The organism is Bacteroidales bacterium (assembly GCA_016709865.1).
GTDB lineage: Bacteria > Bacteroidota > Bacteroidia > Bacteroidales > VadinHA17 > LD21.
Genome location: JADJLX010000005.1, coordinates 265,928 through 281,300, shown reverse-complemented (window position 1 = coordinate 281,300; position 15,373 = coordinate 265,928). Strand labels below are relative to the sequence as shown.

Sequence of the window (15,373 nt, the reverse complement as noted above, 5' to 3'; positions counted from 1 at the left end):
ACTATTCTCCATCGCCCCTCAAATCCTTTTGCCGTCTCGATATAAACCAGTCGGAAGTGTTTCTGTTCTCATCATTTTCATTATTATCTTCTTCAATTTTTCCTATCTCCTCACCTGAGTAAATGAATTTATGAATCGCCCTCATCGAATTAACAAGTTTCTGACCCCAGAATGTCTCAAAGTTTAATCTGCATTCCCATACTGCATCATTCATCACTTCGTTGGTACCAGTCTGATAAAGCAGCAGAAAATCTTTCATGTCCTGATAAATGTCTGCCATGTTTTCAGATATCGAAGAGATAACCGGTCCTTCCGACTCTTTCATCTTGTCGTCAAACACCTCAAGATAATCATCGGCTGTACCGAATTTTTCCCTGAAAGTGTCATGAATCCTTAACCAGTCAGATTCTGTAACAAATTTCTCATTCCCTTCCTCGAAAAACGGATCAAATTGCGGCAAAAGGGAGGCTTTAAGATACATCAGAGGAAGAATCCGCTGAAATATTTTGAGCAATTCATCTCCTTTTAGCTCTGAAGCATGTTCTGAATACTTACAGAATTCATTTGCAACTGCCACAAATTCAACTACATTCCTCGAATATACCGGTTCTGAATTGGTATCCATCTTTTTTTATTAAATTGTGGTACAAAATTATAAAATTACGGATAGGATTAATCAGCATTAGCCGTATTTATTGAAAGTAATTATTATCAGTGCCTTATGCAGATAATTCTTTGTGTCCTTTGTGTAAACCTTAGTGTTCCTTTGTGGTTACTTTTTTCTGCTTAACGGAACTTACAAAACACTTTACGATAAGCTTGTCGGTACGATAGACAGGAAAAGGATATTTAACGATCCTCTTCATACTCTGGCATATGGAACCGATGCCAGCTTCTACAGGCTCATCCCGAAAATGGTTATAAGGGCAAAAGATGAAAATGAGATTTCACTGATCCTGAAAAATTGTTCTGAACTTGAGATCCCGGTTACCTTCAGGGCTGCGGGTACAAGCCTCTCCGGACAGGCAATATCTGATTCCGTTTTAATTATTGCCGGCAGCAACTGGAAGAAATACAGTATCAGCAATGACGGATCTGAGATTAAACTTCAGCCCGGGATCACAGGAGGAAGAGCCAACCTTATCCTTGCCCCTCTGGGAAGAAAAATTGGTCCCGACCCCGCTTCAATCAACTCAGCCATGATTGGTGGAATTGCAGCAAACAATGCAAGTGGCATGTGTTGCGGGACATCCCAAAACTCCTATAAAACTGTTGCCGGAATGCGCGTTATACTTGCTGACGGATCAGTACTTGATACCAAAGATCCGGCATCAAGGGAATTGTTCAGTAAATCGCATAGTAGATTACTCTCTGACATTGAATTGCTTGCAGCATCTGCAAAAGAAAATCTATCTCTGGCTGACAGGATCAGGAACAAGTATAAAATGAAGAACACTACCGGGTATAGTCTGAATGCACTTACAGACTTCACCGATCCTTTCGACATAATTGAACATCTGATGATTGGTTCTGAAGGGACGCTCGGTTTCATATCAGAGATCAGCTTCAAAACTGTAGCTGAGCAGCCCTGCAAGGCAAGCTCACTAATGCTCTTCCCTGATGTTGAGAAGGCATGTAATGCAGTTTCTCTGATGAAACAGAAACCTGTATCTGCTGTTGAACTGATTGACCGTTCAGGTATCCGTTCTGTTGAGAATGAAAAAGGATTGCCGGAATACCTGAAGTATCTGCACAATGATGTCTGTGCCCTGCTTGTTGAAACGACCGGGGAAAACAAGAGTGAAATAACCGGGAATATTGAAAAATATGCAATGCAATTAAAGATCTTCCTGTTGAAAGAGAAATAGCATTTACAGATAAACCGGCTGAGTACGAACTGCTATGGAAGATCAGGAAAGGCCTGTTTCCTTCTGTCGGGGCGATGAGAAAATCAGGTACCACGGTTATAATAGAAGATGTTGCATTCCCTGTTCCCCGTCTGGCGGAAGCAACGACCGACCTTCAGAATCTGCTTAAGAAATATAAATACACCGAAGCGGTAATTTTCGGTCATGCCCTGGAAGGAAACCTTCATTTTGTCTTTACTCAGGATTTTGGTGATAAGGAAGAAATCTCAAGATATGCCGGTCTGATGTCGGATGTAGCGGATCTGGTTGTGAAAAAGTATGACGGATCACTAAAAGCGGAGCATGGTACCGGTCGCAACATGGCACCTTTTGTTGAGATGGAATGGGGAAAAGATGCCTATAATCTTATGAAAGAGATCAAAAGGATCTTTGATCCTCTTTGTATTCTCAATCCCGGTGTAATACTTAATACCGATAAGGATGTCCACCTTAAAGACCTGAAGCCTCTTCCTGTTGCCAGCGAAATAATTGATAAATGCACCGAATGCGGTTTCTGCGAGGCATCATGTGTTTCAGCTGATCTTACACTTACCCCGAGGCAGCGCATCGCTGTACACAGAGAAATTAAGTCGCTTGAAAAAAGCGGACATCAGCCACACATTGCAGCATCGCTCAACAAAGAGTTTAAGTACCATGGCGATGCTACATGTGCCACCGATGGTCTCTGTGCACAGGCTTGTCCTGTTAAGATTGATACCGGAAAGCTTATAAAGAACCTCAGATCCGAAGAAGCCTCAGCTTCCCCCGGGATAGCTAACTGGATTGCAGATCACATGGGGTTTATTACTTCTGCTGCCAGAGGTGCATTATCCTTTGTCAATTTTGTTCACCGGATTATTGGATCAGGATTGTTGGGAGTTATAGCTTCAGGCATGAGAGTCATTTCATTTAACCGGATACCAGCATGGAACCGCTTCATGCCCAAAGGATCTGCAAAGATTGCTCCAGGCAGTGGCCGGCTGGCTGAGGCTAAGAGAAAGGTTGTTTATTTTCCATCATGCATTAACCGTTCAATGGGCACATCACAGGAATACAGTCATGAAAAACAGCTCTCCGAAAAGCTTGTTCAGCTTCTTCACAGGGGAGGTTATGAGGTTGTATTTCCGGCGAATATGGATAACCTTTGTTGCGGAATGGCATTCCTTAGCAAGGGATATGTGGATGCCGGCACCAAAAAATCGAAAGAGCTGGAAAATGAATTATTAAAAGCAAGTAATAATGGAGAATATCCTGTATTATGTGATATGAGTCCTTGCCTATATACAATGAAGGAGAACATGCAATCGGGAATTAAGCTTTATGAACCGGTTGAGTTCATTCTCGATTTTCTTGTTCCTAACCTAAATATTACGCCTCTGAATGAAGTAATTACAGTATTCCCTGTATGCAGCATGAAGAAAATGGGACTTGAGAAAAAACTTGTTGCTCTGGCCAATTTGTGTGCCGCCGGGGTAGTTGTAACTGAGGCAAATTGCTGCGGGTTTGCCGGCGACAGAGGTTTTACATTCCCTGAGCTTAATACTCATGGCTTACGCGACCTGAAAGTGCAACTTCCTGAGACTATTAATCAAGGTTACTCGAACAGCAGGACATGCGAGATAGGATTAAGTCTTCATTCAGGGATCTCTTACAAATCAATAGTTTACCTGGTTGATAAAGTAAGTAATCCAATAACGCATATGGACTAACACGCCTGTTCCTTTCTGAACTCCCTTATAATACGGTCACGGCCCCTTGAGTACTGAGATCTTGAAGTGCTTGTCGAGATCGACAGGATATCACTGATTTCTTCATGATCATAACCTTCAAGCAGGTATAGAGAAAGGACATTACGGCACTTTGATGGAAGAGTGGTAATTGCTTCTTTGACTTTACTAACACGCCTTTCAGTGTCTTCTCTGTCATTTTCAATCTCAGGGTAATCTGCCTCCAGATCAAAACAATAATCTAAATCCTCGAAAACAAACCTGCTGTTTTTCCTGGCGTAATCGAGAGATCTGTTATAGACAATCTTCTTCAGCCATGCTCCGAAGCTTACTGTACCTGAATAGCTGTCAATGGAATCGAATGCTGCGAGGAATGACTCCTGCATTACATCTTCAGCTTCCATCCTGTTCCTGACAATCTGTAAACTTGTATAATACATAGCTTTATAATACAGCTTGTAGATCTGAAACTGGGCCTTCTGGTCCCCTTTTTTGCAGCCATCAATTAAGCTCTGGTGTGGATTTTTAAATGGAGTTCCTGATTTTGTCACCTCTGTTTTCATAGAATTAATTTTGATTGACGAATCAAAACTAATATCATCATTAGCCCGATAAAGAACATGCCTATAAGGATGGTGTACATCCCTATCGGCATGTATAAAAACAGATATTTAAAGTTTTTAATATCAGGAAGTTATCGATTTTCTAAAATCAGATGGCGTTTTACCTGATAGTTTCCTGAAGGCATTATTAAATGCAGTTTTTGAGTTATAGCCGACCATTTCTGAAAGCTCTTCAATAGTAATTTTATTAGCTTTATCGCCGGCAAGGATCTTTTTTGCTTCTTCAACTCTGTAAAAAGCCAGTAATTCAAAAAAGCTCTTATTAAGTTTTTCATTAATTACCTGGGATACATGATGAGGACTAGAACCAATCTTCTTTGCAAGCTCTGATAATGAGGCAAGATTTTCCGAATAGTATTTGTTTTTATCAAACTCCATCCTGATGTTTTCCAGTATTCTTTGTTTGTCAGACTCTGTCAGTGAAGATTTTTGATACTTGCTGATAGATAAATCCATGAATGAAGTAGTACGGTCAAAATAGGTTGAATCTGACATTACCCTGAATGATGTCAGAAATGCAAAGAAACAAACATATATTCCTATAAAATAATCCCCCAGATCTGCTTCAAAAGCGAGCTTAACTACAATGAATATCAATATTATGGCAGAAAGATGAAGGATCATATTCCTCAGAAGTTTAAGAATTTCATCATCTGTATTGAGTATAGATTTTCCTGTAAAGTTTGCCTTTCTTACAATCTTTAACATTGATATAATGATGTAGAAAATTATCTGAAAAGCAGTTATCAGGTTCAGGTAACTTTTAATCGCCAGAGGATCATTCGAAATTGTTGATTTGACATCGAGCAGAGGCCAGTCGGGATGGTAGCTGTTGACATATGAGTTATACTTAAACTCATTAGTCTGTATCAGGTCGAAACAGAGGTATATGAAGTAAAGCAGGGAAGTACGTAATGGAGCCACTCCTTCTTTGTATCTGACGGGTCAATGCTTCTTTTGACAAAAAGATATAAAAATGGTCCTATTACGAGATTTAAAGCTTCTGTTGAATTTGTAAGAGGCAGCACTTTAACTATGTACCCTGTCATGTTAAGCAGCTGCTCTAAAATACAGAGTGTAAGCGAAAGGAGAAACAGTCCCTGAAACTTATTCGCATTCCTGTTAGGTGAAGGTTTAAAAATAAAAAAAAGTGATAGAACAAGTCCCTGGAATACACCGATAAAAACAAAAGCAGTTATTGCATCAAAATGTGTGGAAGTATTCATAAAATCATCTTCGGTTCAGGGACATAAAGATAATTTTTTTTCAATATCTTATAACCTGACTTTTACATGCTAGCAGGCCCTGTCATTGTATCTGCTTTTCAATAATATCATCCACTATTCTCATCGAATCGAGAATACATTTCTCACATGTTGTACCAAACAGATTATTTTCAACAGCATAGCGGTGTCCCTCTTCGGTTCTAAGGTCACATTTCAGCAATGATCTGCAATCGGTTGTACCGTTTAAAGATTTGAACCTTTCGCTGAACTCCTGTATCATTTTATATGTAACTTCCTTTTTTTCAGCGTTATCAGAGTATTTTTTTCCATTATAGATCCCAAGTACCATATAGGATCCGGTAACAGCCCCGCATGTTTCCTGAAGCCGTCCCATGCCTCCGCCAAAGCCTGATGAAATATTCAATGCAAAACCATTATCAAAATCCAGCAGCTCTGAATAGCCATTTAGTACTGCCTGCGCACAATTTAATCCTGACCTGAAAGAAACCAGTGCCTTTTCCTCTTTTTTATCCATATAACGTTGTAGAATACCTGTATATAATTTACTTCTTTTCTTATCGTGAACCACCACCTGCTGATCTGAATGTTATGCCAATCACCTGGTTCTTCATCTCAGTCTCCAGAGCAGTTATCGGCGAAATATCAGAGAGGCCAACTCCGTATTGAACAGAAACAGAAAAGCCTTTAATACTTATTCCTGCACCAAGATTATAACCTATATCAAACCGTCTCAGATCGTTGTAGTCATTCTTACCGTATCTTATATCTTTTAACTCACCTCCCGGAACAATTTTATAGCCGCCAATGCCGCATGCAAAATACGGACCACCATAAAGAGAAACCTTGACTGACCTGGAACCAAATCTCAGTTTTACATTCAACGGTACTTCAAAGTATATCGGCGAAATTGAAAAGTCGGTGGAATCAATCAGATAATCTGCTCCCTTCGCAGAAAACTTCAAGGCCGGCTCAAAGGCAAAATTATCGTTGAACGGGATCTCAAAATACTGGCCAAAATGTATTGCGAAGGGGCTCTCTGCAGGGTAGCTGATCCCATTTACCTTTACACTCATTGTGGTAAGATTGACACCGAAGAGATACCCGGTATTAATCTGGGCAGATGAATGTACAGATATAACGGCTAATATTATTACCAGACAATATCTAAGATAGTTCTTCATTTGTTGTGAGGGTAATCTGAGATCAGACACCCGGATATCCCAATATCACCTGAAGCTTTGTAATTGTCCCATTGGCACTTACAGTAGCAATTACAGCAGTCTGATCATCGAAAAATTTGCTGCGCAGGAAGATCCACTGAGTACCTTTCTTAATATGTTTCACAGCAGCCATCTCATCTTCATCAACCGGGTAAAGTGTATTTAAGGCTGCTTCAAAGAGTTTTGCCGCAGCTTCATCTTTCAGAAGAAACCCTTTTTTTACAAGTGACAACAGTTCAGGCAGATCCATATCTGTCGAAAACTTTTCATTAACAACTACTGTCCCTGCATTTACATTGAATGAATAATCCGTGCAATATCCTGATCCGTCGGGAAAATCAAAACCCGGATTTACCTTATAAAACTTCCCGGCAAAGACTTTGCTTAGAGCTTCCGGAGCTACTACCTCTACTTCCTGATTAAGAGTTTTTAGAAGAAAATCTTTAATTACTTTTTCATCCTGGGCACTAACGGTTTGTGCAGTTAAGCATACTGGGACAAAAAAAAGAGCCAGATAGAGCAGAATTGTTTTCATTTTTCAGAGGTTTAGTTTAACGTTAGTTCTGATTATTATTCTAAGATAATAATTTTAGAACAAGTAATCTAAAAAGTAAACCATTTAATTGAATATTTCAAAGGTCCGGATTAGTTCTCCGGTGCACAGGGCATAAATTTCCTGAAGATCTTCAGCTTGAATTCTCCGTCGGTGACCGGTATAACACCGCCATCAGTGGATCGGAGTGTTCCCTGAAAGGTACCGGTAATGATATCGTCTTTTTTATCGGTAATAAAAACACTTTCACCATAAAAATTGATCAGACTATAGTGTCCGGGATCAGTACTGTTCCAGCGATTGAAAGCATAATACTGTATCTCGGTAAATTTTCCAAACTCAGGTTGTACAGGAAGCGAAGAAGGTAATGAATCGAGATAGTAACCCAGAATATATATTGCAAGTACCGATGTGGAATCGCATCTTAACAGGTTAATCTGTTTTGAACCATTCTCGCAGTTACCGTAAAAATAGCAGTTGGAAAAACTGTCAACAGGAGCCACTTTTTCAATATGATCTCTGAATGTCAGGTAATAATCACCAAAGTATCCCCTTATCGTACCAAGCTCAACCGGATAATCCGGCTTAACATCTCTTTCATGTTTCGGTAAAGGGATAACCTCCCTCTCAATTGTCACTATATCACAGCCGATAAAAGTAATGAACAGAACCATAGAAAGAACTATGATTGCAATGAATGATTTAACAGACGGATTACCCTTCATCAGGTGTTAAAATGAGACTGGTTAGTGTTAAATGGTTAACAGCAAAAAGTGTACCAGAGAATTGTCTTGCGGTCTTGCGGTCTTGTGGTCTCAAAACTTATAGATTGCGCCGATTACAAGACCGTTGACTGACAATATGTTACTCAGTCCGGCCCCGGCATTGAAACCTGATGAATTGTTTTTGGTAGTGCCCTCTTTTGATATCTGGTAGCTGTAGCCTGCGCTTAAGAAACGTAACGATGTCTCAAGTTCCAGTTTTTCAGTTAAAGCATATGAGAGACCCGGATAAATGCTGACAGACAATCTGGTTACGTCAGGGTCATCGTCAGTTATCGGTCCTGTCGTCCTGCTCGACCGGGAGAACTCAACTCCTGTCCTGCCTTCTCCATAAATTGAGAACTTATTTGATTTCCATGCATAATAACGCACAAATGGATTTATTCCGAAAGAGGATGATTTTGTTGTCGTTTCATTGGCATTTACCGAGTGGCTTCCGCCCACAGAAAATCCCAGAGCAATTCCGATTGCAACTTTTTCTGACAGAAATTTTCCTGCTTCAGGTGCCAGACTTAAACTGTAGTCTGAATACTCACGTGTAACAGTGCCCATTTCTTTTGTTTTATTAGTATGGGAATTAAACCCAAAATCACCTCCCACAAAAATTTGTCCGTTTAAACCGGCACAGAACACTATGAATGTTACTATTAACGAAATGCGAATTGATCTCATAAGATTTTATATAAATTATATTGGTTCTACGCCTTTTACTTTTTTAGCCATCATCCTTTTTGTCCGGGTCTCATAACTCAGATCATCAAATGTCATATTCTGAACAGGCTCAGCCTCATCCGATTTGATTTTATAATATTTCATTCTGCCATTCTTCCAGTCGATCCGGCTTATCTTCAGATTATGCGTTGCAGTTTTTGCAGTTATAAAACTATATCCGTCATCATTGTCCTTTATAATAAAAACAGGATCATTAATTGTTATAACTGTGTCTTTTATGCTGGCACCTGTACCAAGTTCCAGAGCGGTATAACCTTTTGGATCATCTGCGGCAGGTTTGAGATTGCTCCAGAATGTAAATTGTGCAGCATCGATGTTATGTTTCTCAATTAACGGATACCACCACTCATTTGCAAATCTGGAGTCGGTGAATGAAAGCTTAGTTTCCTGACCGTTTGAAAAGTTGAATACAAATAGTGACAATAGAAACAATATATATCTCATTTTTTTCAGATATTAATTTCAATCCGCATGAATTCCTTTATATGATAGTCCTCCATCGCGGGGTGTAATGATATCGATCACCAGAGTGAATGGTTCGCTTCCTTTGTAAGCGGTTATGACTACTTCAGACTGAGGCGGACTGGCAAAGCCGCAGAAATAGCAGACTATTTGTGCAGTTTTAAAGTCGCACGGACTCAGTCTCTGAAAAAGTATATCAAAGTTAGCCTCATGTCCGACAATATCCTCTGCAGTCGGCTTAGGATCGAGTCCCTGGAGAACCTTGGTAATCTCCTGGCCAATCAGATCAGAATCGGAGTTTATGATTCCGTTTTTAAGATTTTCGCAATTGAGTCCGAATGGCGGATTTTCTTCCTTATTGCAAGAAGGAGAGAACAATACCATCAGAACAAACAGCATTCCAGTTAAAATTTTCATATCATATTAATTTTCAACGTTTTAATGATGATCCGCATAACGCCACCAGGCAACTGTGCCAGCAAAACCCAGAATACATGTCAAAACAAGGATAATGTAACTGACCGGAACCAGTTGCATTCCTTCTGTTCCGGGAGGTGCAGTGGCAACACCCGGGATTGCCCATGGAAAATATGGACCAAGTCCAACTATCGCGACAAACTGAGCTATTATCAAAGTAATAATCAGAAAACCTATTGGTGCAATTATGCCCCTTCCATAACTGGCAAAAAAGGCAACAGGTGTGCAAAGAAGCAAAGTAAGGAATGAGGTTGAAAATGTTTTTTTTGTGAATTGGGAAAATAGCTCCTCCGACCAGCCGGAAATATCAATAAACCACCCGATTAACAGACCAAAGGAGTATAACAATATTGTCAGCAGGGCACACCAGAAAAATATCACAATAAACTTGGAAACGACAATTGATGAACGTGACACTGGCAATGCGAGAATGTCTTTTAAAGTGCGGTCAGAATACTCACGGCCAAATATCCAGCTGGTAACAAATCCGAAGCCAATGTATCCTATTGTTGCTATTGCCTGAATTAGTAGTCCAAAAAAGCCTGACCAGTCATTTCTGCCGAACAATGTCGATTTTGTTCCTACCATCCCCAGTTTAGCAGCCAGCTCCGGATTTTTAGCCACAAACATCATAAGGCCCATCATCAGCGGAATAATAATGAAAATGATTACTGTAATCCAGAAAATTCCGGACCGGCGCAGTTTTATGCATTCAGATATAAAAGCAGCCTTAATATCTTTCATTTCTCATCAGCATTAATTCCAATTGTTCTTAAAAAATAGGATTCAAGATCCTCTTCTTCCACCTGAAGTAAAGTGGGCGGACAACCTCCGTTAACCATAAGCACTGCAATGTCTTCAGGCGAACTGACAGCGCCTTCATCCGGTATTTCAATAATATCGTCCTTCACAACTGATACATCATAACCTTTATTTCTGAGCAGTGAACCGGCTGACTGAATGTCTCTTGCACCAACCAGAACTCTTTTTCTGCAAAGGGCTTCCAGCTGACCGGAATCAAGTTCCTGTATAAGCTTACCACTATGAATTATTCCTATGCGGGTTGAAAATCTGGAAATCTCTCCAAGGATATGACTCGACAAAAAGATTGTAACACCATGATTTAATGAGAAATCACTTAACATTTCCCTGATCTCATAAATGCCGGCAGGATCCAGCCCGTTTGCAGGCTCATCAAGAATCAGTATGTCGGGATTATGTATAAGTGCCTTCGCCAGTCCAAGACGCTGGGCATTACCCAGGGACAAATTCTTTGCTTTTCGGTTTCTATATGCTCCTAACTTAAGCTTATCAATTACTCTATCAATAGAATTTCTGTCGGGAATGAAGCGCAAACGACGAATAATATCAAGATTTTCCTGAACAGTAAGGTTCGGATATGAATATGGTATCTCAACGAGCGAACCGATATTCTTCCATAATTCGTGATTGTCTGCATATACCCTTTTGCCATAGATATAAGCTGAACCTGATGTGGGACGAATCATTCCAAGCAACATCCTGATAGTAGTTGTCTTTCCGGCGCCGTTAAGTCCTAAAAAACCGTAGATCTCGCCTTTTCTGACATTGACAGATAAATCTGAAACAGCCTGCAGATCGCCGTATTGCTTTGACAGATTTTCTGTTCTGATAATATCGTCCATAAAAACCCTTTTCCTGAAAGAAATAAAACAGTAGTTAAAATTAGTCAAATTATTAAATAAGACATTTAACCTCTGCTACAAATTTGCAGTCAGACCGATACTTATGTAATCAATAAATGATGGTACAAATCCAGACAATAAATACCTGTTTTAGAATACATTGGAATTGTCATAACTCGTAATATAGTCATTAAGGTTTTTTATTTCTGTATCAAACAGTTTGTTTGTAGCCTTAAACAGCGTTAAATTTAATGGCCATTCTGAAGGTTTTTTTAATATTACAGGGTATACATCCGATATACTAAAACTGACAGTTTTATCAGGTCTGTCCGCCGACATATCTCCCTTATAAAATGCCTCGTAGACCAGGCTGATCATTTCGAACTTGATTTTCTCATCCTTTATTGAAATTACTGAAGTAAAAATACAGCTATAACTGTATATGAGACTCAGACTGTTTCTCAGAATAATCTTCCCTTCCTTCTCGTTAAAGTACATATCACCTGGCAAAAAACCATAATTTATCGCCAGCCATTCACGGGTCCTGTTCATCAGCTTTTCCCTGTCAAAGCCTTTGAACTCATTAATAAAAACATAATGAACAACCCCATTCTGATCAAGAGGCAGGTCGGGATATTTCACCCTGTTTATCAGCTCAACCCATTGTTCCATTGTCTTTGAGTAACCGGCATCTGTTATTTCTTTTGATAATAACTTATTGTGCAGTACTGCTTTTTCAAGAGAATCTGTTTGTCCGGATAGATTAAACGAAGCCAGCAAAAGAAGAAGGAAGAAGAAGTATTTCATATTTCAGAGTATTAGAAATGAGAACTGTTTTATAGTCCTGCAGCTTTTTTCTGAGAAGCATAGTATGCTGACTGGAGCCATTTATGGAGTTGACTTGCTTCCGATGATTTGTTGAACCTTGACCAGTCTCCAAACTGATTTATTAATACCTGCTTATATTTTCTGGTATCAGTATCGAACAGGAAGGCAGAATAGACGGTCTCCCCCATGTCGGCTCCCGCACTTGTTGGTTTTGTTATTTCTCCTTCTGCAGCCCGCCTGACCAGACTGAAAAACCTCAGAAGCATATACCTTTCTACATTATAATAAAATGTATCTATCTGACTCATGTTTTCAATCATATCCGATTCGGATATATATCCTGCAGTATCAATGTAATGCCAGTTTTTCGGATGATTAAAGTAACCAATATTCCCAGTGGAGTCAATTAGTATTCCGTTATGCGAATACCCCCAGGCATAATTACTGTGTTCAACCTGAAAGAGGATAAGCTGATCTGGTCCGGGTAATTCTTCATTTATTGAATCATCCGTATTTTCGCAACTCATCAAAACGAAAATCAGCAAAACAACTGTAAACAGACTATTCGGGAGCTTCATAATTAATGCAGGTTAGTAAACTTATAAATAACAAAAACTATACCAGTATTAAACCTGAATGGATAATGTATAAGCCACGGAGTGTCAGGATATGAATAACCTTCGGCACAACTCATCTATCTTCATAACTCAAGATTAGTTAATTGCTGAAAGAAATAAATATTTGATTCCTGCTCACCCCATGAGATCCCTCACTGGCGTTCAGGATGACATACGAACTTGGGTTTGAGGGGGGGAGAAATGGAGGTTAACGTTTAGCCATTATATCTTAAAATGATAGTCCATGCATTCCGCTTTATTAAAATTTATTCGTTCATTCGTGTAGTAAAAAGACCAAAAATGAAGAAAACTATATTTGTCTCGAAAATGCCGCATGCTATTCTAATATTTGCGGTAGTGTTTCTGTTTTCTGTAAAAGAATCAAAAGGTTACAATACTCCTTCGAAAAGCGACACCTCCTTAACCAAAACCTCTTATCGTACTTCCGGTAATCCTTATCTGCCGCTTTGGGAGCATCTGCCCGATGGAGAACCGCGGGTTTTTGAAGATCCCGACAAACCCGGAAAATACCGGATCTATATAATCGGATCGCACGATGTCAGGTTCAAGAGTTATTGCGGGCCCGACATACGGGCATGGTCGGCACCTGTGGAGGACTTATCCGACTGGCGTGATGAAGGATCCATTTTTACATATCCGATAGACGGACAGTGGGATGTTATGTATGCTCCCGAACTTGTTGAGGTGAAAAGAAAAGACGGCAAAAAGGATTACTACTTGTACCCTCATAGCCGGGGAAGGAACAGAGAAGCGATGGTGGCTAAAGGAAGCCGTCCCGATGGTCCGTTTACCCCTGTCAACATTACTGCCGACGGAATGGGTACCATACCCGGAAGCACCATGGGATTCGATCCGGCAGTATTTATTGAATACATAACTGATCCGAAAGATCCTGATTTTGAGACAGGTTTCAGGGCTTACGGGTTCTGGGGATTCCAAAGGTCGGTTGCGGGTCAGCTGGATCAGAACACAATGTATTCGCTCAGGCCCGGAACCATGGCTATTGACCGTTTTATTCCTGCCAGCTCCAGATACGGCGTAATAAGAGATCCTGAAGGAACAACTTACCCGAGTGTCTATCCGGGTCAGGACCTTGGTATGTTCAACTTTTTTGAAGCAGCATCAATCCGCAAGGTTGGTAATAAATATGTTTGGGTTTACAGCGGATATTCAGGTCCTGATTATGGACTGGGCAGCACCAACTCAGCATTGCGTTATGCATATGGCGACACTCCGCTGGGTCCATGGAAAAGCGGTGGCGTCCTTGTCGATTCACGGGCGGTGGTGTTGGGTCAGGACGGAACCACGCTGCGAACAAGCTATTCGGGACATAATACTCATGGAAGCATTGAGCTTATCAATGATCAATGGTATGCTTTCTATCACAGGGCTCCAAGGGGTTTTGGAAATGCCCGTCAGCCGATGGTAGCACCGGTTACGATAGAATGGGATGAAAAACCGGTGGCTGAAGGCGGAAAAGTTACTATCAGAGGTTATAACCCCTATACGGAAGACAATATATGGACAGCAAAGGATAGCCAGGGAAGAGAATATACCGGAGCCGAAGTAACTTCGGAAGGCTTTCACATCTACGGCCTCGATCCGTATCAGTACTACTCAGCGGGATATGCCTGCTTTCTTTCCAACCTTAACAGTCAGCAGGATTCCTGGGATTTATGGGATAATAACATGCCCATTACAAATGTGGAGAACGGTAACATCATTGGCTACAAGTATTTTGGTTTTGGAGGTCTTGACAAGGACAGGAAAGGTTTAAAGGCCTTCAAAGGTACCAGGCGCGGGAATAAGACAGCGTTTAATCTGTTCCTTACACCAAAAGCAAAAAACGCATTTAAGGTAAACATCTGGTTAGACGGACCATGGGACAATGAAACATGGAAAGGGAAAAAAATCGGTGAAATAACTGTATCTGCAAACTCTGTTCAGGAAATAACAAAATTCACGATTGATGTTTCGGCAGTTGTTGACAATCTCGACAAAAAACATTCAGTTTTCCTGGTGGCCGAAGGTAATGACCAGGGTGGTCTTTTCGATTTAGCAGGACTGGGATTCAGCATGAAAAAAAAGGAAATTGTTCGTCCGGTTGCTCCTACAGTAGCTATCAGTGTTAATGGAGTTGACTTAGAACTGCCAGCTACTCCGGTGAGATCGACAAACGCCAATGGCATTGTTGGTCTTGATCTTTATGAGTCAACTTATAAACTTCCGTCAACCATAAGCGGGATACCTTTTGTATCGGCATCTGCGAGCGATCCTGCTGTAAAAATTGTTATTACACAGGCAGAATCTAAATCAGGAACGGCTGTTGTGCGTTTTGATTATAATGGCGTTATTAAAACATACAGAGTTGTGTTTGTTTCCGAATAAATAATAGAGCACCTGAATTCTGAATTCCGACAAATCGCAGCTTACGGAGGTTTGGATGAACGAGGGATCTCAGGGGATAAACAGGAATATTTTGTGAGGATCATTTCAATTGACTACTTTAGTCT

At 40.4% G+C, this 15,373-nt stretch carries 16 protein-coding genes and 1 pseudogene; 2 read left to right on the top strand and 15 right to left on the bottom strand.

What is annotated here, in order from left to right; genetic code table 11:
- Position 1: 1 nt before the first annotated feature.
- Positions 2 to 625 carry a DUF5063 domain-containing protein gene (locus IPJ16_09870; GenBank protein ID MBK7627481.1) on the bottom strand — a complete coding sequence of 208 codons (624 nt, stop codon included), beginning with the start codon at positions 623 to 625 and terminating at the stop codon, positions 2 to 4.
- A 157-nt stretch (positions 626 to 782) separates the two neighbouring features.
- On the opposite strand from IPJ16_09870, the pseudogene IPJ16_09865 reads away from it, so the two are divergent.
- Positions 783 to 3,616: pseudogene (locus tag IPJ16_09865) on the top strand (FAD-binding oxidoreductase).
- Here the strand turns inward: IPJ16_09865 and IPJ16_09860 are convergent.
- The 14 genes from IPJ16_09860 to IPJ16_09795 form a co-directional block, all read right to left on the bottom strand.
- A complete protein-coding gene (locus tag IPJ16_09860; GenBank protein ID MBK7627480.1) occupies positions 3,613 to 4,197 on the bottom strand; it encodes a sigma-70 family RNA polymerase sigma factor in 585 nt (194 codons plus the stop codon). The pseudogene IPJ16_09865 and the gene IPJ16_09860 sit on opposite strands and share 4 nt — an antisense overlap.
- Positions 4,198 to 4,320: 123 nt before the next feature.
- Positions 4,321 to 5,181 (bottom strand): AraC family transcriptional regulator, encoded by an 861-nt coding sequence (locus IPJ16_09855; protein MBK7627479.1) that lies wholly within the window; start codon positions 5,179 to 5,181, stop codon positions 4,321 to 4,323.
- Positions 5,127 to 5,483 carry a hypothetical protein gene (locus IPJ16_09850; GenBank protein ID MBK7627478.1) on the bottom strand — a complete coding sequence of 119 codons (357 nt, stop codon included), beginning with the start codon at positions 5,481 to 5,483 and terminating at the stop codon, positions 5,127 to 5,129. The genes IPJ16_09855 and IPJ16_09850 overlap by 55 nt, the downstream gene beginning before the upstream one ends.
- An 82-nt stretch (positions 5,484 to 5,565) precedes the next feature.
- Positions 5,566 to 6,018: a C_GCAxxG_C_C family protein gene (locus tag IPJ16_09845; GenBank protein ID MBK7627477.1), complete on the bottom strand. Its 453-nt coding sequence runs from the start codon at positions 6,016 to 6,018 to the stop codon at positions 5,566 to 5,568.
- Between the two features lie 40 nt (positions 6,019 to 6,058).
- The gene (locus IPJ16_09840; GenBank protein MBK7627476.1) at positions 6,059 to 6,685 is read right to left on the bottom strand and encodes a PorT family protein; all 627 of its coding nucleotides are present in this window, start codon (positions 6,683 to 6,685) and stop codon (positions 6,059 to 6,061) included.
- Between the two features lie 22 nt (positions 6,686 to 6,707).
- Positions 6,708 to 7,259: a hypothetical protein gene (locus IPJ16_09835; protein MBK7627475.1), complete on the bottom strand. Its 552-nt coding sequence runs from the start codon at positions 7,257 to 7,259 to the stop codon at positions 6,708 to 6,710.
- A gap of 110 nt (positions 7,260 to 7,369) precedes the next feature.
- Positions 7,370 to 8,002 (bottom strand): hypothetical protein, encoded by a 633-nt coding sequence (locus IPJ16_09830; GenBank protein MBK7627474.1) that lies wholly within the window; start codon positions 8,000 to 8,002, stop codon positions 7,370 to 7,372.
- 90 nt (positions 8,003 to 8,092) lie between these two features.
- A complete protein-coding gene (locus IPJ16_09825; GenBank protein ID MBK7627473.1) occupies positions 8,093 to 8,731 on the bottom strand; it encodes an outer membrane beta-barrel protein in 639 nt (212 codons plus the stop codon).
- Positions 8,732 to 8,746: 15 nt separating this feature from the next.
- Positions 8,747 to 9,235, bottom strand: a complete 489-nt coding sequence (locus IPJ16_09820; protein ID MBK7627472.1) for a hypothetical protein — start codon at positions 9,233 to 9,235, stop codon at positions 8,747 to 8,749.
- A gap of 18 nt (positions 9,236 to 9,253) precedes the next feature.
- Positions 9,254 to 9,670, bottom strand: a complete 417-nt coding sequence (locus tag IPJ16_09815; GenBank protein ID MBK7627471.1) for a hypothetical protein — start codon at positions 9,668 to 9,670, stop codon at positions 9,254 to 9,256.
- Between the two features lie 21 nt (positions 9,671 to 9,691).
- Positions 9,692 to 10,474 (bottom strand): ABC transporter permease, encoded by a 783-nt coding sequence (locus tag IPJ16_09810; GenBank protein ID MBK7627470.1) that lies wholly within the window; start codon positions 10,472 to 10,474, stop codon positions 9,692 to 9,694.
- Positions 10,471 to 11,394 (bottom strand): ABC transporter ATP-binding protein, encoded by a 924-nt coding sequence (locus tag IPJ16_09805; GenBank protein ID MBK7627469.1) that lies wholly within the window; start codon positions 11,392 to 11,394, stop codon positions 10,471 to 10,473. The genes IPJ16_09810 and IPJ16_09805 overlap by 4 nt, the downstream gene beginning before the upstream one ends.
- A gap of 150 nt (positions 11,395 to 11,544) precedes the next feature.
- Positions 11,545 to 12,201, bottom strand: coding sequence for a hypothetical protein (locus tag IPJ16_09800; protein MBK7627468.1), 657 nt, complete (start codon positions 12,199 to 12,201; stop codon positions 11,545 to 11,547).
- Between the two features lie 29 nt (positions 12,202 to 12,230).
- The gene (locus IPJ16_09795; GenBank protein ID MBK7627467.1) at positions 12,231 to 12,800 is read right to left on the bottom strand and encodes a hypothetical protein; all 570 of its coding nucleotides are present in this window, start codon (positions 12,798 to 12,800) and stop codon (positions 12,231 to 12,233) included.
- 339 nt (positions 12,801 to 13,139) lie between these two features.
- Between IPJ16_09795 and IPJ16_09790 the strand changes: the two genes are divergently transcribed.
- A complete protein-coding gene (locus tag IPJ16_09790; protein ID MBK7627466.1) occupies positions 13,140 to 15,248 on the top strand; it encodes a hypothetical protein in 2,109 nt (702 codons plus the stop codon).
- Positions 15,249 to 15,373: the final 125 nt, after the last annotated feature.

What these genes read in the sequence shown, in the direction of transcription:
- IPJ16_09810 (MBK7627470.1), bottom strand. Translation starts at nt 10,474, where the DNA reads ATGAAAGATATTAAGGCTGCTTTTATATCTGAATGCATAAAACTGCGC.
- IPJ16_09805 (MBK7627469.1), bottom strand. Translation starts at nt 11,394, where the DNA reads ATGGACGATATTATCAGAACAGAAAATCTGTCAAAGCAATACGGCGAT.
- IPJ16_09800 (MBK7627468.1), bottom strand. Translation starts at nt 12,201, where the DNA reads ATGAAATACTTCTTCTTCCTTCTTCTTTTGCTGGCTTCGTTTAATCTA.
- IPJ16_09840 (MBK7627476.1), bottom strand. Translation starts at nt 6,685, where the DNA reads ATGAAGAACTATCTTAGATATTGTCTGGTAATAATATTAGCCGTTATA.
- IPJ16_09820 (MBK7627472.1), bottom strand. Translation starts at nt 9,235, where the DNA reads ATGAGATATATATTGTTTCTATTGTCACTATTTGTATTCAACTTTTCA.
- IPJ16_09870 (MBK7627481.1), bottom strand. Translation starts at nt 625, where the DNA reads ATGGATACCAATTCAGAACCGGTATATTCGAGGAATGTAGTTGAATTT.
- IPJ16_09825 (MBK7627473.1), bottom strand. Translation starts at nt 8,731, where the DNA reads ATGAGATCAATTCGCATTTCGTTAATAGTAACATTCATAGTGTTCTGT.
- IPJ16_09860 (MBK7627480.1), bottom strand. Translation starts at nt 4,197, where the DNA reads ATGAAAACAGAGGTGACAAAATCAGGAACTCCATTTAAAAATCCACAC.
- IPJ16_09795 (MBK7627467.1), bottom strand. Translation starts at nt 12,800, where the DNA reads ATGAAGCTCCCGAATAGTCTGTTTACAGTTGTTTTGCTGATTTTCGTT.
- IPJ16_09845 (MBK7627477.1), bottom strand. Translation starts at nt 6,018, where the DNA reads ATGGATAAAAAAGAGGAAAAGGCACTGGTTTCTTTCAGGTCAGGATTA.
- IPJ16_09835 (MBK7627475.1), bottom strand. Translation starts at nt 7,259, where the DNA reads ATGAAAACAATTCTGCTCTATCTGGCTCTTTTTTTTGTCCCAGTATGC.
- IPJ16_09815 (MBK7627471.1), bottom strand. Translation starts at nt 9,670, where the DNA reads ATGAAAATTTTAACTGGAATGCTGTTTGTTCTGATGGTATTGTTCTCT.
- IPJ16_09850 (MBK7627478.1), bottom strand. Translation starts at nt 5,483, where the DNA reads ATGAATACTTCCACACATTTTGATGCAATAACTGCTTTTGTTTTTATC.
- IPJ16_09830 (MBK7627474.1), bottom strand. Translation starts at nt 8,002, where the DNA reads ATGAAGGGTAATCCGTCTGTTAAATCATTCATTGCAATCATAGTTCTT.
- IPJ16_09790 (MBK7627466.1), top strand. Translation starts at nt 13,140, where the DNA reads ATGAAGAAAACTATATTTGTCTCGAAAATGCCGCATGCTATTCTAATA.